Source organism: Caldicellulosiruptor hydrothermalis 108, assembly GCF_000166355.1.
GTDB classification, from domain to species: Bacteria; Bacillota; Thermoanaerobacteria; order Caldicellulosiruptorales; family Caldicellulosiruptoraceae; genus Caldicellulosiruptor; species Caldicellulosiruptor hydrothermalis.
Window position 1 is genome coordinate 150,659 of record NC_014652.1, and the last position, 24,868, is coordinate 175,526.

A 24,868-nucleotide genomic window follows, 5' to 3' on the forward strand; every position below is an offset into this window, starting at 1 on the left:
CAGCTCCTCTTTATGATAATTAGTTTATATAAGGAATAGTAATTGTCACTGTTGTTCCTATGCCTTTCTTTGACTCAATAAAAATAGGCTCTTTTATTCCAAAGAAAAACTCAAGCCTTTTTGTGATGTTTTCAATTCCTATGCCTGTGGATGTTTTAGAAACGTAGGATTTTTTAGCAAGTTCTGATAGCACTTCGGGTTCTATACCACTACCATTGTCTATAATTTGAATTTTCACATAGCTGGTGTAATATTTTTTGGCAACTATTTTTATTGTTCCTTCTCTCTTTTTTGCAAACCCATGAACAATAGAATTTTCAACTATAGGCTGAAGTATCATACTTGGTATTTTTGCATCTTCAATCTCTTTTTCAATATCAATTTCAAGATTAATTTTGTTTCTAAATCTTATATTATGAATAAATATATAATTCTTCACATTTTCAACCTCTTCACTCAGTGTTACAAGCTTATTTATATTTTGAACACAGTATCTAAGATAATTAGAAGTTTTTATAAGCATATCATAAGTTTTATCCGCATTTTCCAACATTGCCATTTGAGCAAGTGTATTTAATGTATTGAACAAAAAATGTGGATTTATCTGAGCTTGGAGCGATTTTAGTTCTGCCTCTTGCAATGCTTGTTGATACTTTACCATTTCTATTTCTTTCTTTGCAAGTTCTTTTTCAAGCTCAGCCTTATCTTCAAGTTTTTTCAGCATATCTTTGATGTTTTCAAGCATGTCACTAAAAGAATTATTTAAAATCCCTAATTCATCTGTAGAATCAACTTTTGGAATTGAAAAATTTAATTCTCCTTTTGCTACTTTGTTTGAATATTTTGCAAGTTTTGATATTGGATCTGTTAGCTCTTTTGTGAAAAGAAGGCTAACTATTATTGAAAGTATAAACCATAATGCTATTACTACATAATTTGTATTTGTAATCTTTCGAATAGAGCTTTTTAAACTGTTATAATATTCAACACTATGATTAATTTTACTTTGAGTAAATTTCTGTAAAAAGTAATTTGCATAATCTAAACTTTCTATTGTGTCTGAAAGCTTCTTTGTGTAATCTTTTCCTTGTTTTTTATAAAGTATAACCATGTCAATGTTATCATTTATTGTTTTATATATGTTAGTAATACTTCTTTTATAAACAATTTCGTCTTCACTCTGGCAAGTAAGCTGGTTTAGTTCATATGATATAGAATTTAAACTGTCGTAAACGTTTAAGATTGAGTCTGAATCTCCAGAAATAACATAAGATTGAATACTTCTGCTAATTGTTCCAAAGTTATTTGTTATAGTATTGATACTTTCAATGTTATGATAAGTCTTATCAAAGTAGTTGTGAAGAAAATTAACATTAAGCTGAATTAGTAGGTTTATTGCGATTGTTGTAAGGATGAAGGTTAGAATAAAAAATATAAGTTTTGCCTTGTATGTCTTAAATGATAATATCATTTTCATCACCCAACCTATTTAACGATTATGGATATAGGAATAAATTGGCCCTTAGAAGCTAATTTTTCAAAGTCCTTCATAATCAAAATAGACCTGATAGCAAGTTCATCGTAATTTGGCATAACAAGCCTGTCAATAAGTCCTTCATCTCTGTATCTTAAAAGTCGTGAATCATCTCCTGCTCCGATAAAGATAAAATTTGAATCTTTTGGAGATTTGACAAAACTATCGATAAAAGCAAAAGTCTCAAGCTCTTCGGTTGTATAATAACAGTTGTATTGCTGAGCAGCTATTATGTTATTTAAAAGTTTTTCTGACTCAGCATTTCCATATTCAATTGAAAATAAATCTACAGAAAATTCTATTCCTTTTTCTTTTAAATAGCTTTTTATACCTTCAACTTCGCTATTGCCTGATAAACTCTTGTTGATTGTATTTGTTATGACTGCAATTTTGAGTCTATCTAAATTTTTTTGTTTTGCTACAATTTCAATGTTACTTGCAACAAGCCTACCTTTTTGAAAATAGTCAAAACCTAGCGTTGTGTCAAAAAAATCTTTAAGGTTACTGTTGAGAATAGATATCACTTTAATTTTTTGCAGTTTGAGCTGGTCGATTAAAGATTTAATTTCACTGCTGTGAAATAAATCGCAAAGTATGACAAAATCAAACTTTGAAAAAAGAGCCAGTTTTAAGCCAAAAACCTCCTCTTGTTCGGATTCATAGAAGATGGTTTCTGATAAAACCTTTTGTGCCTGAGCGAACTGTTCAAACTCACCTAAAAATTCTTTCCAATACATTTCATTTTTAGGCAATATAACAGCGCAGTTTATATAATTATTTTGTGAAAAGTTATTTAAATTGCCCATTTTACGAATGACTAAAAAGTCACTTGCTGATAGCCACACCAAGATAAGCAGAAGCAAGAGAGAAACTGTAATTATTAAGTACTTTAATATGAAATTTTTTGTTGAGGACATTTTTTTACACACTCCTTTAAAAACTATTTTAGCATCTGAAGTTATCAAGTTAAACTCCAATATACAGCAAAAAATTGACCACAAAAAATTGCAGTAAATTTTTTATTTCATTTGTTCAAAAGCTTAAAAAGTTGACAAAAAAGTTTAGTGATTTGCTATTAATTTTGATTTAAATTTGATAGTGTAATCAAAATTTATATAAAAACTAAATAACATGAGGAGGTTTTGGTAAATGTTCAACAAAAAGAAATTTTGGGTGGTTTTAGTATCAATGGTTTTAATTATTTCACTTGTTCTTGTCGGTTGTGGTAAAAAGAGCACAAATGACAGTTCAAATGGAACATCAGAAGAAAACAAGCCCTATATTGGTGTTGCAATCTACAAGTTTGACGACACGTTCATGACAGGTGTTAGAAATGCAATTGCAAAAGAAGGTGAAGGTAAAGCAAAGCTTGACTTTGTTGATTGCCAGAACTCTCAGTCAACTCAAAATGATAAGATTGACCTGTTCATCACAAAGAAAGTTGACGCTCTTGCAATCAACCCTGTTGACAGAACAGCAGCAGGTGTTTTGATCGACAAGGCAAAACAGGCAAACATTCCAGTTGTGTTCTTCAACAGAGAGCCGCTTCCAGAAGATATGAAGAAATGGGACAAGGTTTACTATGTTGGCGCTAAAGCTGAGCAGTCTGGAACTTTGCAAGGAGAAATCATGGCAGAGTACTGGAAATCACATCCAGAAGCTGACAAAAACCACAACGGTATTATGGAATATGTTATGATTACTGGTGAGCCTGGTCATCAGGATGCAATCTTGAGAACAGAGTATTCAATCAAAGCTGTTGAGGCAGCAGGTATCAAGACAAAAGCTTTAGCTCAAGACACAGCTATGTGGGACAGGGTAAAAGGCCAAGAAAAGATGCAGGCATTCTTGGCATCATTTGGCGATAGGATTGAAGCTGTATTCTGCAACAACGATGATATGGCACTTGGTGCGATTGAGGCATTAAAAGCTGCAGGGTATTTCAAGAATGGTAAATACATTCCTGTTGTCGGTGTTGACGCAACAACTCCAGGTCTTCAGGCTCTTGAAGAAGGAACACTTTTAGGTACTGTTTTGAACGACGCAAAGGCTCAAGGAAAAGCTACGTTCAATTTGGCATATGTTCTTGCAAAGGGAGAAAAACCAACAAAAGAGAATGTTGGGTTTGACATCACAGATGGAAAGTACATTTGGGTTCCATATCAAAAGGTTACAAAGGACAATTTAGAAGAGATGAAGAAATACGTAAATGAGCAATAAAGATTTCTAAAGAACATTTTTCGCCACCTTGTCAAAAAACTTCAAATATGTCCGATGACAAGGTGGCACTAATTTTGATTTTTCATAGCTGGAAAATTGATTCAAGAGGTGCAATTGCAATGGCAAAGACAGAGTATATTTTGGAGATGAATGGTATTACAAAGGAGTTTCCGGGAGTTAAAGCTCTTGATAATGTCACTGTAAAAATAAAAAGAGGAACAGTTCATGCTCTTTTGGGTGAAAACGGTGCGGGGAAGTCCACGTTAATGAAGTGTCTGTTCGGAATTTATAAGCTTGACAGTGGTGAGATAATTTTAGATGGTCAACATGTTCACATAAACAATCCAATTGACGCTATAAAGCTTGGGATTTCAATGATTCACCAAGAACTTCAGCCAGTCAATCAACGCAATGTGATGGAAAACATCTGGCTGGGGAGATTTCCACGTGTGAGCGTAGGTCCGTTTAAATTTGTCAACCATAAAAAAATGTATGAAGATACTAAAGCACTTTTACAAAAACTTGAGATTGATGTTGATCCAAAAGCGATTGTTGGACATCTTTCAGTATCAAAGGTTCAGCTTATTGAAATTGCAAAAGCTGTCTCTTACAACTCAAAAGTAATTGTAATGGATGAACCTACTTCTTCTTTGACAGAAAATGAGGTTGAACATCTGTTCAGAATAATAAGAGATCTGAAATCAAAGGGAGTTTCAATAATTTATATATCTCACAAACTTGAAGAAATTTTTGAAATAGCTGACGAAGTTACAATAATGAGAGATGGAAAGGTTGTTGGTTCATGGAGTATTTCAGAGCTTACACCTGATATGATGATTGCAAATATGGTTGGAAGACAGATGTCAGATAGATTCCCACAAAAAACAAATAAACCATCTGAGGTTATCTTGAAAGTTGAAAATTTGACCTCTGTTGATCCCAAATCATTCAAAAATGTTTCTTTTGAGCTAAGAAAAGGTGAGATTTTAGGAATTGGAGGTCTTGTGGGGGCTCAAAGAACAGAACTAATAGAGGCTATTTTTGGTTTAAGAAGCATTAAAGAAGGCAAGATTTTTATCAAAGGTAAAGAAGTGATTATCAAAAATCCTCAGGATGCTATAAGAAATAAAATTGCACTGCTCACAGAAGATAGAAAGCTAACTGGAATTATTCCAGAATTAAATATATTAGAAAATACCACCTTAGCAAGCCTAAGAAAATATTTGAACGGGTTTGGGCTTTTGAATGACAAAAAAAGACTTCTCGATACGCAAAACTTTATAGATATATTGAGGATAAAAACGCCATCATACAAAGCTCAAATAAAGAATCTATCAGGTGGTAACCAGCAGAAAGTATTAATTGCTCGCTGGCTTTTGACAGAGCCCGAAATCCTGCTTTTAGATGAGCCAACAAGGGGAATTGATGTTGGTGCAAAATTTGAGATTTATAACTTAATAAATCAGCTTGCAACAGAGGGCAAGAGTATTATTATGATTTCATCAGAAATGCCAGAACTTTTAGGAATGTCTGATAGAATTCTTGTCATGTGTGAGGGAAGAGTTTCAGGTATTTTAGAGAGAAATGAAGCTACAGAAGAAGAAATTATGAAACTTGCAACCAGATTTTCAGCGTAAATATTATTTTTGAGGAGGTCAACTTCAAAATGACATCAGCAAAGAGAATAAAGCAAATAGTTTCACAGAATGCAATTTATTTCATTTTACTTGCGCTTATAATTGTGATTGCATTTATCAGTCCAGATTTTCTGTCATGGAGATGTTTCAGAGACATACTTTTGCAGTCATCAACAAGAGCAATTATTGCACTTGGCATGAGCCTTGTTTTGATTACTGGCGGGGTTGATTTGTCAGCTGGAAGAGCTGTTGGACTTGCGGCAGTTGTTTCTGCTTCAATGCTTCAAACTGCTGACTATGCAAGAAGGTTTTTCCCTGAACTTCCTCAACTTCCGCTTATTGTTCCAATTTTGATAGCTATGGCTATAACATTATTATTCGGCATTGTTAACGGTGTTGCAATTTCTCGGTTAAATTTGCCGCCTTTTATAGCAACCTTAGGTTCAATGGTTATTATCTATGGTGCAAACTCACTGTATTTTAACCTTCCACCAAACAATTCACAGCCAATTGGTGGTTTGAGATCAGATTTTACTAACTTAGGAACGGGATATATTGGGATTTCGGGAGAGTATTCAATTCCATACATTTTGATAATTGCTCTAATTGTTGCTTTGGTAGTTTGGGTCTTGCTGAATAAAACAGCGCTTGGGAAGAGTATTTATGCAGTTGGTGGGAATGTCAATGCTGCGAGAGTTTCTGGTATAAATGTTTCTAAGGTTTTGATTTTTGTCTATGCTTTTGCAGGACTTTTATATGGGCTTGCGGGTGTTTTAGAGGCTGCAAGAACAGGTGGCGCTACAAATAATTACGGTAATATGTATGAGCTTGACGCTATTGCAGCTTGCGTTGTTGGTGGTGTTTCAACAACAGGCGGAATTGGAACTGTTCCAGGCGTGCTTGCCGGTGTTTTGATTTTTGGAGTTATAAATTATGGTCTTACATTCATTGGAGTTGACCCTTATTGGCAACTTATTATAAAAGGTCTTATTATCGGTGTTGCAGTTGCTCTTGATATAAGGAAGTATTTAGCAAAAAGATAGTAATATTGTTTACCTTTTTTGACCTTTTAATCTTACACTTGCCAAAATACTAAAAGAGGAGGTTTTGAGGGCTTGCACAAAAAGGATGTGTGCAAGCCCTTTATTGTACTAATTCCTAAACAGCACCTTCTCATTTTCAAACATTCTTGCAGCAAACTTTATTGAGATCACGATGTACACTAAAGAAGAAATCACAAAAAGCCCAAGGTGCTGAAGGTTAACAATGTCATAGATAAGCTCTTTCAAAATAGATATAGCATTTACAAGCGGCAGAACAAAGTAAGTATCTGTCAGTTCGTTTGGCATTTTGTACATTGTAAGGTAAGGTGGGATGACCACAATTATGCTCACAGGGGAAAGATAAGTCTGCCCTTCCTTGAACGACCTTGCATAGGCAGCTATGGCAACTTCAATTGCAGCAAAAATGATTGCTGTCAGAACAACAACCAAAAGCATAATCAAAACTGTCACAGGTGATACTGAATAACCTGCAAAAGGACTATTTTTGAAGTTCTCACCAAGCACAGAAGGAAGAGCTGCAAAGGATACAACAATTCCAATCAAAGATGAAAGCCCTGCTAAAAGCGCCATGACACTCACCGCTAAGTACTTTCCAGTTACAAGTGATGTCCTTGTTGCAGCTGTTGTCAAAAGAGGCTCGAGCGTCCCTCTTTCCTTTTCGCCTGCTGTTATGTCAATTGCAGCATTCATTCCACCAAGTGCCGCCCACAGCGTCAAAAACATTGGAATCAAAAATGCCAAGAATGTTGCTGACTGTTTCTTTGGTGGTGCAACATTTTCCTTCTTTATGACAATTGGTTCTATTATTGAAGGGTCCAAGTTCTTCTGCACAAGTCTTTGTTTTACAACCTCTCTGGAAAAATTATTTATCATTTCACTGAGCATGCTTCCCACATTTGAAGATTTCATGTCTGCATCATTTGTCAAAATCTGAATGCTTGTCTGTTTTTCCTGAAGAATTAACTTTTCAAAATCCTTTGGAATTATCAAAATAGCTTTTATTTTCCCATCCAGCAGCTCTTTTTTGGGGTCTGATGAAGCCACAATTTGAAATTCGGATTTTTCAATCATATTCACAACTGTTTTTGAATACTCTTTTCCAACCACACAGATTGGAGTCTTTTCTGGTTTTACCTCATATGCAGACTTTGCAGCAACCGATGCTATTATAAAAATCACAGGAATAAAGAGCATTGGCATGATTATACCAACGAAAAGCGATTTTCTGTCTCTGAACGCATCTTTGAGTTCTTTTTTGAGAACTATCCACACATGCTTTAAATTCACATTCATCTTTCCTCACCTACCAGTCTTAAGAATACATCTTCAAAGCTGTGGCCAGAAAACCTTTGCTTTATCTCATCAATTGTTCCAAGTGCCACAAGCTTTCCTTTGTGAATAATTGCAACCCTGTCACACAGCTTTTCAACTTCGCTCATTGAATGGCTTGAAAATATGATTGTTCTTCCTTCCTGCTTGCAAAGCCTTATAAAGTCATGTACTTCTTTTGCGCTTGACACATCCAAAGAGTTTGTCGGCTCATCAAAGAGCATCACTTCTGGATTGTGAATTATTGACCTTAAAAAGCACACCTTCTGCTTCATACCTTTTGAAAATGTTCCGGCAGGTCTGTCGATATAGTCCTGCATTCCAAAGCTTTCAGATAGCTCATCAATCCTCTTTTTAATCTCATCCTTTTTCATGTCGTGCAAGAGCCCAAAATATTCAATGTTCTCCCGGGCAGTTAACCTTGCATAAAGTCCGCTCTCACTTCCAAAAAGAATTCCAATTTTCCGTCTCACCTTTTCTGGTTCTTTTGTGATGTCAAGCCCTGAGATGATGGCTGTTCCAGAAGTCGGTTTTAGCATTGTGGCAAGCATTCTGAGGGTTGTTGTCTTGCCAGCACCGTTTTCACCCAGAATTCCAAAAATCTCACCTTTTTCAATTCTAAATGACAGCCTGTCAACAGCCAAAACCTTTCCAAAGTCTTTGGTAAGCTCAATCAGCTCTACCATTTTTACATCCTCCTGTGGTTTTGTTTTTTCTCAAAAAGATTTACACATCAAAATTCGCGCCTGTAAATTACCTTCAAGTTTACAAGAAGCGAAATCAAAAACATTAATATTGAAATAAACAAAAATGGAATTGATATCATAGAATCATTATACAGATTTGTAAGGAAGCTTGCAACTTTTTTATCCTCTGCGGTTAAAAATAAAGGGACATAAAAAGGTATAAACAACAAGACATTTGTGATGGTTGCCAATATCAAAGTGAATGTTCTGTTATGTATAAGAGAGATTACAGCCATCATTAGACAGTAGAAAGAAAATAGAAAAAGTGTTGTTGCAAGTGGAGAGATAAAAAGAGGGTAGATGTTATACTGTTGAGAGATACCAAAGAGCCATTTTAAAATCTCAAAAACAATGTTAAAGCCGGCGATATACATTATAATCACAGCTGCACCGTGCAGAAAATCCCAGATTACAATTGATGATTTTTTAGTAGGAAGTAGAACCAAAAAAGGAAAATATGAATTTGCACTTGCTCGGTTTGCTATGGCGCTGCCTTCATCGCTGTAATAGAAAATGAGTTTATTTAGACTCACAATGGTGGTTACAAGCGAAAAAGCATATCCAAGAGAAGCAAGTTTTATTTGCTGATATAAAAAGGTATAGAAGGCTGTAAACACCAAAACAAAGAAAATCCATGCTACTATTTTACCTTTTATACCTTTTATGTGTACAAAATATTCTTTCATTTTTTTCATCTCCTTGAGAAATTTTAAAGTTCCTTGTTAAAAATAAGCTTATATGAGATAAATATTGAAACACCGGCTAACAAAAGTGTGTAAAATAAAGCTAAAGATAAAACCAAAGTGTTTGGCATATTTATAGGCAAATACCATATACTTTTGGAAGATAACGAAAACAAAAGCATAAGTGGCAAATCAGCAATGAAGGGAACAGCTAAATAGAATGCTACTGCCGATATTCTTGCTGTATTGCTAATGTGTTTTTGATTGCTTGACCATGTGAAGACAGGTTGATAGCTAATTAGCATATTTATTTCCAAAAATAGATAGTATAAAATAATAATATCTAACTTTTTTATTATGAGCAGTGTTATTAGTATCAGAAAAATCTGAAAAAGCAAAAATATTAAGATGTCTCTTATCAACCGACTAAGAACTATATTTACTCTTTTTAGTGGCAATAGCATCATCAAGTCTATTTCAGAAGAAAAATTAATTTTGTTGTAAGGGAAATTAGTCATTGCAAAAGTTAAATAGATTCCAGTAAAAGCCATACTAAATAATCTGCTCATAAAAGATTCAATATTTATAGGCGAATTAAAAACCACCTCAGAAACGCATAGCACCAGCATATATACAAGAAAATACAAAAGTGTTAGAGTCACGTATCTTTTATACAACTTCCAGTACTTCATCCTCCTCATCCCTTCTCACAAGCATAACATAGAACTTTTCAATGGATGGCTTTTCAACCACAAATTCATCTTGGAAAAGTTTAACATCTTTTTTGCGGCACAGTGCCTCAAAAGAAAGAGAGCTTTTCTTCAAAGACAAAACTGCACTTTTCGGGATTTTGTCATACTCATTTGCAGCTCCCTTCACTATGCAGTAATCATCTTGAATACTTTCACGCGATGAGCTGAACACAATCTTGCCACCATCAATAATTGTTACAAAATCAGCAACATTTTCAATGTCAGACACTATGTGTGTTGAGTAAAAGACAGCTTTTTCTTCTGATTGAACAAACTCCTGCAAAATCTCAACAAACTGGTTTCTTGCAACAGGATCAAGTCCTGATGTTGGCTCATCCAAAATCAAAAGGTCTGGTCTTATAGCTAAAGCTAGAGCAATAGACAGTTTCATCACAGTTCCTTTTGAGAGCTGAAATATCTTTTTGTTCTGGTCAATTTCAAAAAGGTCACAAAGTTTTTTGTAAAGCTTATCATCCCATGTTTTGTAAAATGCCTTCATTATCTCTTTTACCTCTTTCGGTTTCAGATACCCTGGCACAATTGGATTTTCCAGAACCACCCCAAGCCTTTGTTTGATTTGTACCTCGTCACAGTTAAAAGGCTTTTCAAAGATTAAAACTTCCCCACTTTCTTTTTTGACAAGGTCAAGAATACACTTTATTAAAGTTGTCTTGCCAGCACCGTTTCTTCCCAAGAGTGCCATTATATAGCCACTTTCTAAAACAAGCTCTTGAACTTCAAGCTTAAAATTTTTATATGTCTTTGTAAGATTTTTAACATACAAGGCAATCATTTTTAGGTTTCATCTCCTTTATAAAGTCTTTCAATCATCTCAATCAGCTTATCCAGGTCAAACCCAAGAAGTTTTGCTTTTTTGATAACCTTTCGCAAATCTTCTTCAATCTCTTTTGTGCCTATGTTAGAAATTTTTTCTCTATCAATCTCAGCAACAAACGTCCCTCTTGCCGGCACTGTAACAATAAATCCTTCCTTTTCAAGCTCTTCATATGCTCTTTTGGTTGTAATAACACTGACATTTAGCTCTTTTGCTAAAACTCTGATTGATGGAAGACTATCTCCTGCCTTAAGACTTCCTTCTATTATCTGTTTCTTTATTTGATCTTTTATCTGTTCATATATAGGTTTGTTTGATGTTTGCGAAATCACAAGCTTTAGCACATTTTTCTTACCCCTTTTATATACTGTATATATACAGTATATACAGCTTTAATTAGATTGTCAATACTATTTCAAGCCATCATTAGATATTCCCCATTTGCTATCTTCTATTTTTATCCAAACCTAATTGTCCTTTCACAGTAGTTTGTTTTTATTGAGGGGAATTAATTGATGGGTTAAAATATAGAATGTGTCTAAGTTTTATCTAAAATATGATAGAGATGCAATGATTATTCAAAAGACAGTTTTTGATGACAAAAAAATTCAAAAAAATTTGTTAAAAATTGATAAAGAAAAAGGTGATAAGTTGATGTATATATATAATGTGATGAAAACTCTGATAGAGTATGCAAGTCGTTCAAATGACATCCCAGTTGCCGCAGCTGTTGTAAAGAATGGTAAAATTATCAGCATCAAAAGAAATGACAGTAAAAAGGCTATTTACCACGCAGAGATTCTTGCCATAATTGACGCCACATCAAAGCTTTCTACAAAGGACTTAAGAAGCTGCGAGATGTTTGTGACAAAAGAGCCGTGCCCGATGTGTATGAGTGCAATAGTTTTGAGTAAAGTAAAAAGGCTTTACTTTGGTGCAAGGGATTTTAAGATGGGTGCTGCTGAGTCTTGCTTTAATCTTTCACAAAATCCTTTTTTAAATCATAAGGTAGAAGTGATAGGAGGAATATGTGAAGATGAATGCAGGCTTCTTTTAAAAAGGTTCTTTGAAGAAAAGCGAAGATAAGCTTTCAAAATAGGTGAGTTTTAATGTTTGTGTGTGTAAAGTAGAGTATTTGAGGGTATATATCAAGTAGAAGAGATTTTTCAGGCACAAAAGAGGGATTGATTGTGGTATTTTTGTAGGATGGATATTATAAAAATTTGGAAAGAAGGTTGCGTGGAGGAGATGGAGAACAAATTTTTACAGCTTGTGTTTACAAGTAATCTCCAGCTTGTCAAAGTAGCAGAAAAAGAGATACTATCATTTTTAACAAGGGAAACTAATATATCAGCAGATGAGCTTTTAGAATTCAAACTCATAGTAAATGAACTTTTAATAAATGCTGTTGTCCATGGCAATAAGGAAGACAGTTCAAAGTCTGTAAAAGTAAAGGTTGGAATAGTAGATAGAAAGCTTAGTTACATTGTTGTTGAGGATGAAGGAGAAGGGTTTGACATTGACAGAGTATTTAGAGAGTACACCCCATACGATGAAAAAGATGAGATAGAAGATTTATATGAGTTTGGTCGAGGACTTATGATAGTTGCATCACTTTGTGAGAAGGTCAAGCAGAACCAAAAAGGGAACAAGATTGTAGCTGTAAGAAGGCTCAAAAAAGAAGAAGATTGTTATGTTTGAAAATAATATTAAGCTTGGATGCAAGACTGTCAAAAATGTGCGACAGTCTTTTTTATTTTGTTCACTTTATTAGAAATTTTAAAGAAGCTAAATAAAAGTCTCTTTTCCTTAATTTTTTGACCTTGAAAAACCTAAAAGAAAAATCATAGAATCTAAGCAAATAAAAAATACTGAGGTGAAAAAGGCAGTGTTTTCTTTAAAGAGCTACCTTCCCGATGCTACTTTGTCCAAATATGTGAAGGTTTCGGTCAAGGCAGATGAAAATATTTTTGTGAAGATGTCGCTCAACAAAGAACTGCTAATAGAAAGATTTCTCAGAGAAGATGAGATTTTAGACGCGGTTGTTAAGCTGAATGAAGGAAAAAACCACTTGCAGATTGAAGGTGAAAATCTTGAAGGCAACAAGTATGTTTTGAATAAAAGTATAAGATATCTGGAAAAACCGTTTGCAATAGTTGACCAAAACTATGCGGGGTGTGACAAAGATGTTGCAGGTGGCATAGTTTTTTGCAAAAGTTTAAAAAGCTTGACCGAAATCCTTAAAAAAGAAAACTCTTCATATAAAGCTGTGTTTATAAGAAATGGAATTTATAGAGAAAAAGTAAATATTGATTCGTCAAGGGTAATGCTGATTGGTGAGGACAGAAACAAAACCATTGTGACTTATTCTTTGGCAGCAGGACTTCCCGCAGAAAATGGAGGGATTTTATCTACCTCAAACACTGCTACATTTACAATATCTGGAGAGGATTTTGTTGTTGAAAATATTACATTTGAAAATGGTTTTGATAGAAATGTTCCGATTGAGCACAGACAGGCTGTTGCAGTAAAGGCGTTGGCTGACAGGTTAATGTTTTTCAACTGCGCCTTTAAAAGTACTCAGGACACTCTTTATGCTGATTTTGGGAGACAGTATTATTATAGATGCTACATAGAGGGAGATGTAGATTTCATTTTTGGAGCAGCAACAGCTGTCTTCGAAGAATGTGTGATATGTTCTCTTGACAGGGAAGACAGAAAAATAAAAGGGTATGTTACAGCAGCAAGTACAAAACCAGATAGCCAGTATGGGTTCTTATTCATAAGATGCAAGCTTATATCCAATATAAGAGAAAAAGAGTGTGTCTACCTTGGAAGACCATGGCATCCATCTTCTGATCCTAACAGGTGGGCAAATGTTGTGTTCAGAGAATGTTATTTGGACGAACATATTCACACTGATGGCTGGTGTGAGATGCATGGCTTTTGCCCAGAAAATGAAAGATTTTTTGAGTATAAAAATTTTGGTCCAGGTAGCGGCAAACAAAATCCCAAAAGACCTCAACTTGATGAAATGGAAGCTGAGATGTATACAAGGGAAAAGGTTTTAGGAGAGTGGAAAGTAGAGATATAGCGAACACAGTATTAAAAAGTAGGAAGCGGGCAGATGCCTGCTTTTTTATTTTCACCTTTAAAAATGTTTGACCAATCTTGTGTAATCATTTTGAATTTCATATTGCAATTCCTCAAAAAATTGAGTAGAATATTAATAAGCTGACACACAAATCCACATGTAAGAAATAGGTGATGAAGAGAGATGCTTTCGGCAACGCGCAGGCAAAAAATTAAAGAGATATTGATGGAGAAAAAGAGTGTGACTGTCACAGAGCTTTGCAACATTTTCAACGTATCTGACGAGACAATAAGAAGAGATTTGAAAAAACTTGAGCAGGAAGGGATAATCGAAAAAAATTATGGTGGAGCTATTTTAAAAGAAGGGGTATCAATAGTTCCACCTATTTCCCAGCGCTCAAAAGAGTTTATCCAAGAAAAAGAAAGGATTGCGCTTGAGGCAATAAATAGAATAAAAGAGGGCATGGTTGTAATTCTGGATACAGGAACAACCACACAGCAGATAGCAAGAAAGCTCAAAAGCTTTCAGCACATAACTGTGATAACCAATGGCATAAATATAGTTAATGAGCTCATAACAAATAACAGTATCAATTTATTTTTAGTTGGAGGCAAGGTGAAAAATTCTAACTTTTCGACAGTTGGACCAGAAGCCCAGAAAGCATTTTTGCAGTTTAGTGCTGATATAGCTTTTATAGGAACAAGTGGCATTTCTCTTGAAAAAGGTCTTACAACCTCTGATGTTTTTGAAGCAGAGGTAAAAAGGGCTATGATAGATAGCAGCAAAGAGGTCATAGTTGTTGCAGACAGCAGCAAGTTCAAGAAAAATGCCATGGTTTCGTTTGCAACCCTCAGCAAAGTGTCTGAAATTATCACAGCAGGCGAAATAAGTAGTGAGCTTGTGGAAAATTTCAGACAAAAGGGTGTGAAAATAACTGTAGTATAACCTTCTCAAAAAAAGCAAAGAGGAGATTTTTATGTTGAAAGGGGCAAACCTTAAATGGAAAAGATTCTTACCATAGACATTGGAACAACTGCCTGCAAGGTAATAGTGTTTGACCTGCAGGGGAACATCTTGGCAAAAGCAAACAGGGAGTATCCCACATATACACCTCAGATTGAGTGGGCAGAACAAGACCCTCTTGACTGGTGGAATGAAGTAGTAGAAGGTATCAAGGAAGTAGCACAGGCAGCAGGGGCAGATGGTATTGTAGCAATTGGACTTTCATCTCAAAGAGAGACAGTTGTTCCAATTGACAAGGAAGGAAATGTTCTATCAAGAGCTATTTCGTGGATGGACAGGCGTTCACGGCTTGAAGCCGAAGAAATTTCACATCAGTTTGGGAAAGATACGATACATAAAATCACAGGTTTGATTCCAGACTCTACATTTACTGCAACAAAGCTTTTGTGGCTAAAAAAACATCAGCCAGAGATTTTGCAAAAAGCTTATATTTTTCTGCAGCCCAAAGAGTTTATTGGGTACATGCTCACAGGCGAGGCTGCAACAGACCATTCATTGGCAAGCAGAACAATGATGTTTGACGTAAACAAAAGACAGTGGTGGGAAGATATATTTGAGTTTGTGGGGGTCAAAACCTCTCAGTTTCCAAGACTTTGTTATGCAGATGAAGTCATAGGGTATTTGAAAGAAGATGTTGCAAAAATTCTGGGTCTTAAAAGCGGAATACCAGTTGTAAGCGGTGGTGGAGACAGGCCTTTGGAGGCATTAGGAGCGGGGATTGTAGGAAGCCGTGTTATGGAGTCAACAGGGACTGCCACAAATGTTTCGATGTCATCTAATAAAGTGCCAGAAAGTCTTGACCCGAGAGTTGTGTGTTCCTGCCATGTGATAAGAGACCACTACTTGATTGAGCAGGGGATAAACACAAGCGGTACAATTTTAAGATGGATAAGAGACAACTTTTACAGGGGCGAGAAGGAAAAAGGCGAGAACGTTTATGAGCTGATTGATAGTGAAGCTGAAAGTTCAAGCCCTGGTGCAAATGGTGTTGTGCTTTTACCGTTTTTCATGGGCAGCCGAGCGACAAGATGGAACCCTGATGCAAAAGGAGTTCTGTTTGGGCTGACGCTGACACATTCAAGAGCTGACATTGCAAGAGCTGTGCTTGAAGGAATTTCGTATGAAATAAGAGCGTGCATTGAGATTTTAGAGTCTATGGGGCTTAAAGCTGAGAGTATAGTTTCTATGGGGGGTGGCGCAAAGAGCAGAGTATGGAGCAAAATTAAAGCTGATATTTTGGGGAAGAATGTTGTTGTTGAAAAGGTACAGGAGGCGGCATCAAAAGGAGCAATGCTTCTTGCTTCATACGCAATTGGTGCAAGGGAAAGCTTAATTGAGGAAAAAAGAGAAGTGCTTTTTGAGTACCAGCCAGACAGCAAAAACCATGAGATTTACAACAGAGTGTATGAAATATACAACCAGCTTTACAACTCAGTTTCTCCCCTTTATCCAAAGCTTTCTCAATATTGATGGTTAGGAGGTCTTTATTTTGCTTGTAAATTTGAATGAGGTATTAAGCTATACAAAAGTAAAAAAGTTTGGTGTGGGGATGTTCAACGGGCTTTCTGCCGACTTTTATGAGGGACTGATTGATGCTGCAGAGCAGCTCAGATGCCCAATTATCATCGGTGTTGCTGACAGGTTTGTTGACAGGCTTGATTTTGAGATGATTGCAGAGGTCATGATTTTCCTTGCGAAAAGGGCATCTGTTCCAGTGTGTGTTCATCTTGACCATGCAAAGAGTCTGAAAAATATCATGAGAGCAATAAAGGCTGGGTTTACATCTGTCATGTTCGATGGGTCAAGCTTGCCATTTGAAGAGAATATAAAGAGAACCAAGGAAATTGTTGAGATAGCGCATTCTGTTGGTGTGAGCGTTGAAGGTGAGCTTGGAGTTGTGGGAAGAGGAGATTTTGACTTTAAAAATCCAGAATTTTATACAAAGCCTGATGAAGCTGAGGAATTTGCACAAAAGACACAGGTTGATGCTTTAGCTGTTTCGATCGGTACAGTTCATGGTGTTTACAAAGGCGAACCAAAACTTGATTTTGAAAGGCTTTCTGAAATCAGAAAAAGGGTTGATTGTTATTTAGTTTTGCATGGTGGGTCTGGTCTTTCTGATGAGGATTTTAAAAAGTGTATAGAATATGGCATAAACAAGGTAAACATATTTACAGACCTGACACTTGCTATAAATGCTCAGCTTCCAGAGTTTATAAAGCAAACAGAAGATTTGACCCCAGCAATATTTGAAAAAATAAGAGAGATTGTAAAACAAGAGGCTATAAAAAAGCTTAAAATCTTTGGCAGTTACAACATTATATAGATAAAAATTTTTGGAGGTGTGAAAAAATGAACGAGCCAATTAAAAAATATTTTAAGATAGGAACAATTCATTTCATGTCATTTCCAGAGGTAATTGGCGGCGAAGGTCCAATTGAAGAAACCTTAAAAATAATCTTGGAAGACGACTACTTTGATGCAGTAGAAATTACATGGGTAAAAGATCCAGAGGTAAGAAAAAGAGTAGCAAAGATGTTAAAGGATGCACATATAGCGGTTGCGTATGGTGCACAGCCAACTCTTCTTAGAACAGGGCAGAACCCCAACGATTTGGACCCAGAGAAAAGGAAACAGGTTATAAACTTTTTAAAAGAGAGGATTGACGAGGCGATTGAGCTTGGTGCCCAGGGGCTTGGATTTTTGTCAAGGCAATATGATGAAGCAAAGAAAGAAGAAGCATTTGAAGCTTTGGTTGATACAACTTTGCAGCTTTGCGACTATGCAAAGTCAAAAGGCAATTTCATGATTGAACTTGAGGTGTTTGACTTTGACATAGACAAAAAGAGCTTGATTGGACCTGCAGAGCTTGCGGCAAAATTTGCAGAGAGAATCAAAAAAGAATATGATAATTTTGGTTTGATTGTTGACCTTAGCCATCTGCCACTTACAAGAGAAACAGCAGAGCAAGCGCTCCTGCCAGTAAAAGATTATCTTACACATGTTCATATTGGGAATGCGGTTGTGAAAGACCCAAGCCACCCTGCATATGGTGACAAGCATCCGATGTTTGGAATAGAAGGCGGCGAAAATGACGTTGAAGAGGTTATTGAGTTTTTGAGAGTATTAAAAGAAATAGGATTTATGGACCCGGTAAAAAGACCAATTTTGAGTTTTGAAGTAACACCTATGGCAGGGCAAGACCCAAAGATTGTTCTTGCAAGCTCAAAGCGAGTATTAAATGAGGCATGGGCAAGATTATAATTATCTTGTTTATGAGTTCTATAACATAAACTTTATCACTTTTGGGAGGGAATTTTGGAATGAAGATACTTGTGACAAGAAGAATAATGGAGCCTGCGATTGAGCTTTTGAAAAAGTACGGTGAGGTTGAAGTAAATCCACACGACAGACCAATGACAAGAGAAGAGCTTTTAAAAGCAATAGCTGACAAGGATGCAGTTTTAACCCAGCTTGTTGATAAAGTGGACAGTGAGTTTTTTGATCATGCACCAAATGTCAAGATTGTTGCAAACTATGCAGTGGGTTACGATAACATAGATATTGAAGAGGCAACAAGAAGAGGTGTTTATGTAACAAACACGCCAGACGTTTTGACAAACGCAACAGCTGAGCTTGCATGGGCGCTTTTGTTTGCTGCGGCAAGAAGAATAGTTGAAGCTGATAAGTTCATGAGAGGCGGACATTACAAAGGCTGGGGTCCGATGCTCTTTTTAGGCAAAGGCGTGACAGGCAAGACACTTGGTGTAATTGGTGCAGGTAGGATTGGTCAGGCTTTTGCAAGAATGTCAAAAGGATTTAACATGAAGATTTTGTACTATGACTTTGAAAGAAAAGAAAACTTTGAAAAAGAGCTTGGTGCACAGTATGTAACGCTTGATGAGCTTTTAAAAGAAGCAGACTTTATTTCAATCCATGTGCCGCTCACACCACAGACAAGGCATTTAATTGGCGAAAGAGAATTTTCTCTCATGAAACCATCGGCAATTTTAATTAACACAGCACGCGGACCAATTGTAGATGAAAAGGCGCTTGTAAAGGCACTGAAAGAAAAGAAGATTTATGCTGCAGGGCTTGACGTGTATGAGAGAGAACCCGAGTTTGAGCCTGAGCTTGCTGAGCTTGACAATGTTGTAATGCTTCCTCATATTGGTTCTGCAACAGAAGAGTCAAGGCTTGACATGGCAATGCTTGCAGCAAACAATATAGTAGATTTCATTGAAGGAAGAGTTCCAAGAACACTTGTCAATAAAGAGGTTTTAAACAAGAAGTAATAAAGTAGCTCATTTTAGAAAATGTTTCCCTGCGGGAAAAGACTTGTCCCGCAGGGAGCATTTAAATTAGAAAAATTGATTATTTTAAAAACCAGAAAAGAATGTTATAATATTTTTGTGAATAATACGCAACACCGTTTCACAATACGAAACAGGAGAGTATAAGATGGCGCAAAACAGTGTACAGTCTATTGAAAGAGCATTTGAGATAATCGAGGCATTGGCTGTTGAGCCAAGGGGACTTACTGTAAGTGAGCTTTCCGAAAAGCTTTCACTTCACAAGACGACAGTCCACAGGATACTGCAGACACTTCTTCAAAGAGGGTATGTACAAAAAGACAGGCATACTCTAAGATACAAGCTTGGCGTGAAGTTTGTTGAAATATCAAGCATGTATCTTAACAACATCGAGCTTAAGACAGAAGCACATCCGTATTTAAGAGAACTTGTAAAGATGTTCAATGTAACTGTTCATCTTGCCATACTTGATGAGTTCGATGTTGTGTATATCGACAAAGTAGAGCAGGTAAACTCAATAAGGCTTTATTCTTCGATTGGTAAAAGAGTCCCCGCATATTGTACAGCTCTTGGGAAGGTTTTGCTCAGCAAGTATCAGGACCATGAAATCAAAAAGATACTAAAATCAATTGAACTCAAGCCTTATACACAAAACACTATAACCGATCCAGAGATTCTTTTAAATGAGATAATACTTGCAAGACAACGTGGCTGGGCAGTTGATAATCAAGAGCTGCAACCTTCAATCAGATGCATTGCTGCGCCTGTATATGACTACAGAAATGAAATCATTGCTGCCATAAGCATTTCTGCCCCTGTGAACATTTTGCCGCCTGAAATGGATGAAGAAAATGCAAAAAAGGTTGTAGACACAGCAATGGCAATCTCAAGTAGACTTGGGTATGTAAAAGACAGGTTCTAAGAATACTATAAAAAGTTAAATGAAAGGGGTTTAGCTCTTCGATGGAAAAAGAACAGGTGCTTGAAAGAATTCACGAAAATGGGCTTGTGGTTGTTGTAAGGGCTGAGTCAAAAGAAAAAGCTCTAAAGATAACCGAGGCTTGTATAAGAGGCGGAGCGAGCGCAATTGAGATCACCTTTACAGTTCCAGGTGCGGATGAAATAATCAGACATCTTACAAAAACATACAGTGAGGACAAGATAATAATCGGTGCAGGGACAGTCCTTGACAGTGAGACAGCACGAATTGCAATCTTGGCGGGTGCAAAGTTTGTTGTGAGCCCATACCTCAATCCTGAAATGGTAAAACTTTGTAACAGGTACAGGATAGCTTCGATGCCCGGTGCTATGACAATAAAAGAGGTGGTAGAAGCCCTTGAGTGCGGTGCAGATGTTATAAAGATTTTCCCTGGAGAGCTTTTTGGACCAAAGATTATAAAAGCATACAAAGGACCAATCCCACAGGCAAGACTTATGCCAACAGGCGGCGTTGACCTTGACAACGTTGATGAATGGATAAAAGCGGGTGCTTTTGCTGTAGGTGTTGGCGGAAATATAACAAAATATGCAAATGACGAAGATTTTAGCAAAGTGGAAGAGGTGTGCAGACAGTTTGTTGAAAAGATAAAGATAGCAAAGGGGAAGGTATAGGTAAGATGTTTGAGGTGACAAGCTTTGGAGAGATAATGCTAAGACTCTCACCGCCTGGGTATCAGAGGATTGTGCAGGCGACAAGTTTTGACATCAATTTTGGCGGTGCTGAAGCAAATGTTGTTGTTGCTCTGTCAAACATCGGGGTGAAGACAAGCTATGTAACACTTCTTCCGCAAAATCCTCTTGGAGATGCTACTATAAACTTTCTGAGAAGATATGGGGTTGACACAAGCTATATAAAAAGAAAAGGCAGAAGGCTTGGAATTTATTTTCTTGAAAAGGGTGTTGGTCAGAGAGCATCTTCTGTTGTGTACGACAGAGCAGACTCTGCCATAAATGAGATACAGCCTGGGGATATCGACTGGGAGGACATTTTGAGAAAGACCAGGATATTTTTTTCAACAGGAATCACTGCAGCTTTATCACAAAATGTGCTAAATGAGCTAAAAATGGCTTTTAAGACAGCAAAAAATGCAGGTGCAAAGGTGGCGTTTGACATCAATTATAGGTCAAAACTGTGGAGCTATGACAGGGCAAACGAGGTAATCTCAGAGCTTATGCCGTATGTGGACATTTTAATTACAAACGAAGAGCATGTAAGAAGAGTTTTAAAGATTGATATGGAAGACAAATATTCTGAAGGCATTGACCTTACTCCAGATGGTCAAAAGGTTTTGTTTGAAAGGTTGCAAACAAAGTACCAAAACTTGGAGAGAATAGTTCTTGCCGCAAGAAGAAGTCTTTCTGCTTCTAAAAACATATTTTTTGCATATACAAGTGATGAAAATGGCAACATTGTGTTTTCAAAAAAGCGCGAAATAGAAGTTATTGACAGGGTGGGGGCAGGTGACGCTTTTACTGCAGGTGCACTATATAGCATTTTAAGAGGGCTTGAAAGCACTCAGATGCTTGAGGTTGCAACATACATGTGCGCTCTAAAACATACAGTTGAAGGTGATAGTTTGATTGTGACTGAGGATGAAATAAAACAGGCGCTTTTACAAGACAGCTCAGGTATGATGAAAAGATAAAACAAGGGAGGGTTATTTGAAAATGGAAGTTCGGTTTGCAATGCATCCAAGCCAGTTTAAAACTCTTACCACAGAACAGATAAGAAAAGAGTTTTTGATTGAAACCTTATTTGAATACGGGAAAATCAACATGGTCTACACTCATGTTGACAGGGTGATTGTCGGTGGTGCTGTGCCAACAGTGGAAGCTTTGGTCTTGGAAGATGGAAAAGAGATTGGTGCTCAATATTTTCTTGAAAGAAGAGAGATAGGGATAATCAACATAGGCAGCAAAGGTTATGTTGTGGCAGATGGACAAAAGTTCGAACTTGACAAGAAAGATGGGCTTTATGTTGGAATGTCGACCAAAAAGCTTGAATTTGGGAGCGATGACCCTTCAAATCCTGCCAAGTTCTACTTTGTTTCAACACCCGCTCATAAACAGTATCCAACAGAAAAGATTGATATCAAGCAAACTGAGGCAACTCATCTTGGTTCGCTTTCTGAGTCAAATGAAAGGACAATCTACAAATACATCCATCCAGACGGGGTTAAAAGCTGCCAGCTTGTAATGGGAATGACAATTTTAGAGCCGAACAATGTATGGAACACCATGCCCTGCCATTTGCATGACAGGAGGATGGAAGTTTACTTCTATTTTGACATGCCAGAAGATGCGTTTGTTTTGCACCTGATGGGAGAGCCGCAGGAGACAAGACATATTATTGTGAGAAATGAACAGGCGGTAATCAGCCCAAGCTGGTCGATACACTCTGGTGTTGGAACTAAAAATTATACTTTCATCTGGGCAATGGCAGGCGAAAATCAATCATATTCTGATGTTAATCCTGTGCCTATGAAAGATTTAAAATAAGGGGCGATTTTGGAGGTGACATTGAAATGATATTGGATAAATTCAAACTGGATGGTAAGGTTGCAATTGTGACAGGAGCATCAAAAGGTCTTGGGCAGGGTATGGCAATTGCTTTGGCTGAAGCTGGTGCAGACATAGTTGGGGTAGCATCTGGGCCTTGTACAGAAACAAAACAGAAGATAGAAGCTCTTGGCAGAAGATTTTTAGAAATCCAAGCAGACTTGAGGACCATTGAGCCCATAAACTCTATCATTGAAAAGACTGTCCAAGAGTTTGGAAAACTTGATATTCTTGTAAATAATGCAGGAATTATAAGGAGATGTGATGCGATAGATTTTACAGAAAAGGACTGGGATGATGTCTTGAATCTCAATTTAAAGACAGTATTTTTCTTCTGCCAGGCAGCAGCAAGACAGTTCATAAAACAAGGAACAGGCGGCAAAATAATAAACATCGCATCCATGCTTTCTTTCCAAGGTGGAATAAGAGTTCCATCATACACGGCAAGCAAGAGTGGAGTTGCAGGAATTACAAAAGCACTTGCAAATGAGTGGGCAAAGTACAATATCAATGTCAATGCAATAGCGCCAGGTTATATGGCAACAGATAATACAAAGCCACTTCGCGAAGACCCTGTCAGAAGTGCGGAGATTCTTTCCAGAATTCCAGCAGGCAGATGGGGTACCCCAGAAGATTTGCAAGGTGCTGTTGTGTTCTTGGCATCATCAGCTTCTGACTATGTAAATGGCTGTATCTTGAACGTTGATGGCGGCTGGCTTGCAAGATAACCCTTCCATACTTATCCCCGAGGGTTCAAGTATTGCCCTCGGGGGTTCTGTTACCTTATGCGCCAGTCTCTTCTGGCTGATGTTCTTGTAACAGGGTCAAATGCAATCAGCAAAAAGAAAGAAGTTGTCAGTGTTGACTGTTCTGCTTCATACGCCATAAGAGTAGGGAGTGATTACTTTTTTTAGTATAAAAGCTTGAAGGGAAGGAAGATGGTATATGAAAAGATTAAAGGAGCTTGCTAAAAAGAATTATTCTGTTAAAATGGCAGACAGTGTCATTGCAAAGTTTCCAGAACTTACTGACAAGTGGCAGTATGACTATGGTGTTGTGTTCAAAGGCATGGAGTACATTTATGAGAATACCTCTGATGAAAAATACTTTGAGTATATAAAGAAAAACATCGACTCTTTTGTTGATGAGAATGGTAATATCAAGAAATATTCAAAAGATGAGTACAACATAGACCATATAAACAATGGGAAGGCAATTCTATTTTTATATAGAAAAACAGGCGAAGAAAAGTACAAAAAGGCAGCACAGCTTCTTCGAGACCAGCTCAAGACCCATCCAAGAACAGTAGAGGGCGGTTTTTGGCACAAAAAAATCTATCCACATCAGATGTGGCTTGACGGCATCTACATGGGTTCACCATTTTACGCCGAGTATGCAACCTTGATAGGGAAGGATGAAGCTGAAGAGATATTTGACGATGTTGCAAAACAGGTTATCCTTTGTGCAAAGCACACCAAAGACCCAGTCACAGGTCTTCACTTTCATGGTTGGGATGAAAGCAGGCAGCAAAAATGGGCAAATAAAATCACAGGCTGCTCTCCAAATTTCTGGGGAAGGGCACTTGGCTGGTTTGCAATGGCAATAGTCGATGTGCTTGACTTTCTGCCACAAGACCATCAATCAAGAGAAACCATTTTGGCTATCTTCAGGCAGCTCATTGACGCTGTTTTGAAGTATCAAGACCCTGAGACAGGTGTTTGGTACCAGGTTGTTAACTTTATAGGCAGAAATGGAAACTATCCTGAGGCTTCAGCTTCATGCATGTTTGCATATGCACTTGCAAAGGGTATAGAAAAGGGGTATTTGGACTCAAGTTATATTAAAGCACTTGAAAGAGCGTATGAAGGAATAATCTACAGGTTTGTTGAAGAGGATGAAAATGGGCTTTTGAATCTCAACGGAGTTTGTATGGTGGCAGGACTCGGTGGAAATCCGTACAGAGATGGGTCGTATGAGTATTATATCAGTGAACCAATAAAGACAAATGACCTCAAGGGTGTTGGAGCATTCTTGAAAGCAAGTGCTTGGATAGAAAGGCTTTTCAAGTAATTAATAATAG

The 24,868-nt window shown here is 37.0% G+C and carries 26 protein-coding genes; 18 read left to right on the top strand and 8 right to left on the bottom strand.

The features are described 5' to 3' along the window. Positions 1 to 19: 19 nt before the first annotated feature. Positions 20 to 1,471 (bottom strand): sensor histidine kinase, encoded by a 1,452-nt coding sequence (locus CALHY_RS00555; protein ID WP_041723067.1) that lies wholly within the window; start codon positions 1,469 to 1,471, stop codon positions 20 to 22. Between the two features lie 14 nt (positions 1,472 to 1,485). Next, on the bottom strand, positions 1,486 to 2,451 hold the full coding sequence (locus CALHY_RS00560) for a substrate-binding domain-containing protein (protein WP_013402087.1): 966 nt from the start codon (positions 2,449 to 2,451) through the stop codon (positions 1,486 to 1,488). A gap of 232 nt (positions 2,452 to 2,683) precedes the next feature. Between CALHY_RS00560 and CALHY_RS00565 the strand changes: the two genes are divergently transcribed. The 3 genes from CALHY_RS00565 (at position 2,684) to mglC (ending at position 6,434) form a co-directional block, all read left to right on the top strand. Next, positions 2,684 to 3,754, top strand: coding sequence for a galactose ABC transporter substrate-binding protein (locus CALHY_RS00565; protein WP_013402088.1), 1,071 nt, complete (start codon positions 2,684 to 2,686; stop codon positions 3,752 to 3,754). Between the two features lie 119 nt (positions 3,755 to 3,873). Then, complete coding sequence (locus CALHY_RS00570) at positions 3,874 to 5,391, top strand: sugar ABC transporter ATP-binding protein (RefSeq protein ID WP_041723256.1); 1,518 nt, start codon at positions 3,874 to 3,876, stop codon at positions 5,389 to 5,391. Between the two features lie 29 nt (positions 5,392 to 5,420). Further along, on the top strand, positions 5,421 to 6,434 hold the full coding sequence (mglC, locus tag CALHY_RS00575; RefSeq protein ID WP_013402090.1) for a galactose/methyl galactoside ABC transporter permease MglC: 1,014 nt from the start codon (positions 5,421 to 5,423) through the stop codon (positions 6,432 to 6,434). Positions 6,435 to 6,542: 108 nt separating this feature from the next. On the opposite strand, the gene CALHY_RS00580 is transcribed toward mglC, so the two are convergent. Genes CALHY_RS00580 through CALHY_RS00605 form a run of 6 tightly spaced genes read right to left on the bottom strand, consistent with a single transcriptional unit; the run spans position 6,543 to position 11,144 of the window. Beyond that, entirely contained in the window at positions 6,543 to 7,748 is a 1,206-nt protein-coding gene (locus CALHY_RS00580; protein WP_013402091.1) for an ABC transporter permease, read from the bottom strand. After that, positions 7,745 to 8,470 carry an ABC transporter ATP-binding protein gene (locus CALHY_RS00585; RefSeq protein ID WP_013402092.1) on the bottom strand — a complete coding sequence of 242 codons (726 nt, stop codon included), beginning with the start codon at positions 8,468 to 8,470 and terminating at the stop codon, positions 7,745 to 7,747. The genes CALHY_RS00580 and CALHY_RS00585 overlap by 4 nt, the downstream gene beginning before the upstream one ends. Positions 8,471 to 8,517: 47 nt before the next feature. Then, a complete protein-coding gene (locus CALHY_RS00590) occupies positions 8,518 to 9,216 on the bottom strand; it encodes a hypothetical protein (protein WP_013402093.1) in 699 nt (232 codons plus the stop codon). Between the two features lie 23 nt (positions 9,217 to 9,239). Continuing rightward, complete coding sequence (locus CALHY_RS00595; RefSeq protein WP_013402094.1) at positions 9,240 to 9,905, bottom strand: hypothetical protein; 666 nt, start codon at positions 9,903 to 9,905, stop codon at positions 9,240 to 9,242. Continuing rightward, complete coding sequence (locus CALHY_RS00600; RefSeq protein WP_013402095.1) at positions 9,883 to 10,758, bottom strand: ABC transporter ATP-binding protein; 876 nt, start codon at positions 10,756 to 10,758, stop codon at positions 9,883 to 9,885. Before CALHY_RS00600 ends, CALHY_RS00595 begins: the two co-directional genes overlap by 23 nt. A 2-nt stretch (positions 10,759 to 10,760) precedes the next feature. Further along, entirely contained in the window at positions 10,761 to 11,144 is a 384-nt protein-coding gene (locus CALHY_RS00605; protein WP_013402096.1) for a GntR family transcriptional regulator, read from the bottom strand. A gap of 310 nt (positions 11,145 to 11,454) precedes the next feature. Here CALHY_RS00605 and CALHY_RS00610 point away from each other — a divergent pair, with 310 nt between their 5' ends. The 15 genes from CALHY_RS00610 to CALHY_RS00675 all read left to right on the top strand — a co-directional run bounded on the left by CALHY_RS00610 (position 11,455) and on the right by CALHY_RS00675 (position 24,858). Beyond that, positions 11,455 to 11,886: a nucleoside deaminase gene (locus tag CALHY_RS00610; protein ID WP_041723257.1), complete on the top strand. Its 432-nt coding sequence runs from the start codon at positions 11,455 to 11,457 to the stop codon at positions 11,884 to 11,886. A gap of 162 nt (positions 11,887 to 12,048) precedes the next feature. Further along, a complete protein-coding gene (locus tag CALHY_RS00615) occupies positions 12,049 to 12,501 on the top strand; it encodes an ATP-binding protein (RefSeq protein ID WP_013402098.1) in 453 nt (150 codons plus the stop codon). 187 nt (positions 12,502 to 12,688) lie between these two features. Beyond that, the gene (locus tag CALHY_RS00620; RefSeq protein ID WP_013402099.1) at positions 12,689 to 13,894 is read left to right on the top strand and encodes a pectinesterase family protein; all 1,206 of its coding nucleotides are present in this window, start codon (positions 12,689 to 12,691) and stop codon (positions 13,892 to 13,894) included. 183 nt (positions 13,895 to 14,077) lie between these two features. Continuing rightward, positions 14,078 to 14,839 carry a DeoR/GlpR family DNA-binding transcription regulator gene (locus tag CALHY_RS00625; RefSeq protein WP_013402100.1) on the top strand — a complete coding sequence of 254 codons (762 nt, stop codon included), beginning with the start codon at positions 14,078 to 14,080 and terminating at the stop codon, positions 14,837 to 14,839. 54 nt (positions 14,840 to 14,893) lie between these two features. Beyond that, positions 14,894 to 16,387: a xylulokinase gene (xylB, locus tag CALHY_RS00630; RefSeq protein WP_013402101.1), complete on the top strand. Its 1,494-nt coding sequence runs from the start codon at positions 14,894 to 14,896 to the stop codon at positions 16,385 to 16,387. A gap of 19 nt (positions 16,388 to 16,406) precedes the next feature. Then, positions 16,407 to 17,243, top strand: coding sequence for a class II fructose-bisphosphate aldolase (locus CALHY_RS00635; protein ID WP_013402102.1), 837 nt, complete (start codon positions 16,407 to 16,409; stop codon positions 17,241 to 17,243). A gap of 26 nt (positions 17,244 to 17,269) precedes the next feature. Next, entirely contained in the window at positions 17,270 to 18,181 is a 912-nt protein-coding gene (locus CALHY_RS00640; RefSeq protein ID WP_013402103.1) for a sugar phosphate isomerase/epimerase family protein, read from the top strand. A 59-nt stretch (positions 18,182 to 18,240) separates the two neighbouring features. Further along, a complete protein-coding gene (gene gyaR / locus CALHY_RS00645; RefSeq protein WP_013402104.1) occupies positions 18,241 to 19,212 on the top strand; it encodes a glyoxylate reductase in 972 nt (323 codons plus the stop codon). 166 nt (positions 19,213 to 19,378) lie between these two features. Then, a complete protein-coding gene (locus tag CALHY_RS00650; protein WP_013402105.1) occupies positions 19,379 to 20,152 on the top strand; it encodes an IclR family transcriptional regulator in 774 nt (257 codons plus the stop codon). A gap of 41 nt (positions 20,153 to 20,193) precedes the next feature. Beyond that, the gene (locus CALHY_RS00655; protein WP_013402106.1) at positions 20,194 to 20,841 is read left to right on the top strand and encodes a bifunctional 2-keto-4-hydroxyglutarate aldolase/2-keto-3-deoxy-6-phosphogluconate aldolase; all 648 of its coding nucleotides are present in this window, start codon (positions 20,194 to 20,196) and stop codon (positions 20,839 to 20,841) included. 5 nt (positions 20,842 to 20,846) lie between these two features. Next, entirely contained in the window at positions 20,847 to 21,875 is a 1,029-nt protein-coding gene (locus CALHY_RS00660; RefSeq protein WP_013402107.1) for a sugar kinase, read from the top strand. Positions 21,876 to 21,897: 22 nt separating this feature from the next. Next, entirely contained in the window at positions 21,898 to 22,728 is an 831-nt protein-coding gene (gene kduI, locus CALHY_RS00665; protein ID WP_013402108.1) for a 5-dehydro-4-deoxy-D-glucuronate isomerase, read from the top strand. Between the two features lie 26 nt (positions 22,729 to 22,754). Then, positions 22,755 to 23,516 (top strand): 2-dehydro-3-deoxy-D-gluconate 5-dehydrogenase KduD, encoded by a 762-nt coding sequence (kduD, locus tag CALHY_RS00670; protein WP_013402109.1) that lies wholly within the window; start codon positions 22,755 to 22,757, stop codon positions 23,514 to 23,516. 57 nt (positions 23,517 to 23,573) lie between these two features. After that, positions 23,574 to 23,702 carry a hypothetical protein gene (locus CALHY_RS14000; protein ID WP_274376857.1) on the top strand — a complete coding sequence of 43 codons (129 nt, stop codon included), beginning with the start codon at positions 23,574 to 23,576 and terminating at the stop codon, positions 23,700 to 23,702. 31 nt (positions 23,703 to 23,733) lie between these two features. Continuing rightward, a complete protein-coding gene (locus CALHY_RS00675; protein WP_013402110.1) occupies positions 23,734 to 24,858 on the top strand; it encodes a glycoside hydrolase family 88/105 protein in 1,125 nt (374 codons plus the stop codon). Positions 24,859 to 24,868 lie beyond the last annotated feature (10 nt).

What these genes read in the sequence shown, in the direction of transcription:
- CALHY_RS00650 (WP_013402105.1), top strand. Translation starts at nt 19,379, where the DNA reads ATGGCGCAAAACAGTGTACAGTCTATTGAAAGAGCATTTGAGATAATC.
- CALHY_RS00610 (WP_041723257.1), top strand. Translation starts at nt 11,455, where the DNA reads ATGTATATATATAATGTGATGAAAACTCTGATAGAGTATGCAAGTCGT.
- kduI (WP_013402108.1), top strand. Translation starts at nt 21,898, where the DNA reads ATGGAAGTTCGGTTTGCAATGCATCCAAGCCAGTTTAAAACTCTTACC.
- CALHY_RS00675 (WP_013402110.1), top strand. Translation starts at nt 23,734, where the DNA reads ATGAAAAGATTAAAGGAGCTTGCTAAAAAGAATTATTCTGTTAAAATG.
- CALHY_RS00660 (WP_013402107.1), top strand. Translation starts at nt 20,847, where the DNA reads ATGTTTGAGGTGACAAGCTTTGGAGAGATAATGCTAAGACTCTCACCG.
- CALHY_RS00590 (WP_013402093.1), bottom strand. Translation starts at nt 9,216, where the DNA reads ATGAAAGAATATTTTGTACACATAAAAGGTATAAAAGGTAAAATAGTA.
- CALHY_RS00565 (WP_013402088.1), top strand. Translation starts at nt 2,684, where the DNA reads ATGTTCAACAAAAAGAAATTTTGGGTGGTTTTAGTATCAATGGTTTTA.
- xylB (WP_013402101.1), top strand. Translation starts at nt 14,894, where the DNA reads ATGGAAAAGATTCTTACCATAGACATTGGAACAACTGCCTGCAAGGTA.
- CALHY_RS00560 (WP_013402087.1), bottom strand. Translation starts at nt 2,451, where the DNA reads ATGTCCTCAACAAAAAATTTCATATTAAAGTACTTAATAATTACAGTT.
- gyaR (WP_013402104.1), top strand. Translation starts at nt 18,241, where the DNA reads ATGAAGATACTTGTGACAAGAAGAATAATGGAGCCTGCGATTGAGCTT.
- CALHY_RS00580 (WP_013402091.1), bottom strand. Translation starts at nt 7,748, where the DNA reads ATGAATGTGAATTTAAAGCATGTGTGGATAGTTCTCAAAAAAGAACTC.
- CALHY_RS00600 (WP_013402095.1), bottom strand. Translation starts at nt 10,758, where the DNA reads ATGATTGCCTTGTATGTTAAAAATCTTACAAAGACATATAAAAATTTT.
- CALHY_RS14000 (WP_274376857.1), top strand. Translation starts at nt 23,574, where the DNA reads ATGCGCCAGTCTCTTCTGGCTGATGTTCTTGTAACAGGGTCAAATGCA.
- CALHY_RS00570 (WP_041723256.1), top strand. Translation starts at nt 3,874, where the DNA reads ATGGCAAAGACAGAGTATATTTTGGAGATGAATGGTATTACAAAGGAG.
- CALHY_RS00595 (WP_013402094.1), bottom strand. Translation starts at nt 9,905, where the DNA reads ATGAAGTACTGGAAGTTGTATAAAAGATACGTGACTCTAACACTTTTG.
- mglC (WP_013402090.1), top strand. Translation starts at nt 5,421, where the DNA reads ATGACATCAGCAAAGAGAATAAAGCAAATAGTTTCACAGAATGCAATT.
- CALHY_RS00585 (WP_013402092.1), bottom strand. Translation starts at nt 8,470, where the DNA reads ATGGTAGAGCTGATTGAGCTTACCAAAGACTTTGGAAAGGTTTTGGCT.
- CALHY_RS00640 (WP_013402103.1), top strand. Translation starts at nt 17,270, where the DNA reads ATGAACGAGCCAATTAAAAAATATTTTAAGATAGGAACAATTCATTTC.
- CALHY_RS00655 (WP_013402106.1), top strand. Translation starts at nt 20,194, where the DNA reads ATGGAAAAAGAACAGGTGCTTGAAAGAATTCACGAAAATGGGCTTGTG.
- CALHY_RS00625 (WP_013402100.1), top strand. Translation starts at nt 14,078, where the DNA reads ATGCTTTCGGCAACGCGCAGGCAAAAAATTAAAGAGATATTGATGGAG.
- CALHY_RS00615 (WP_013402098.1), top strand. Translation starts at nt 12,049, where the DNA reads ATGGAGAACAAATTTTTACAGCTTGTGTTTACAAGTAATCTCCAGCTT.
- CALHY_RS00555 (WP_041723067.1), bottom strand. Translation starts at nt 1,471, where the DNA reads ATGATATTATCATTTAAGACATACAAGGCAAAACTTATATTTTTTATT.
- kduD (WP_013402109.1), top strand. Translation starts at nt 22,755, where the DNA reads ATGATATTGGATAAATTCAAACTGGATGGTAAGGTTGCAATTGTGACA.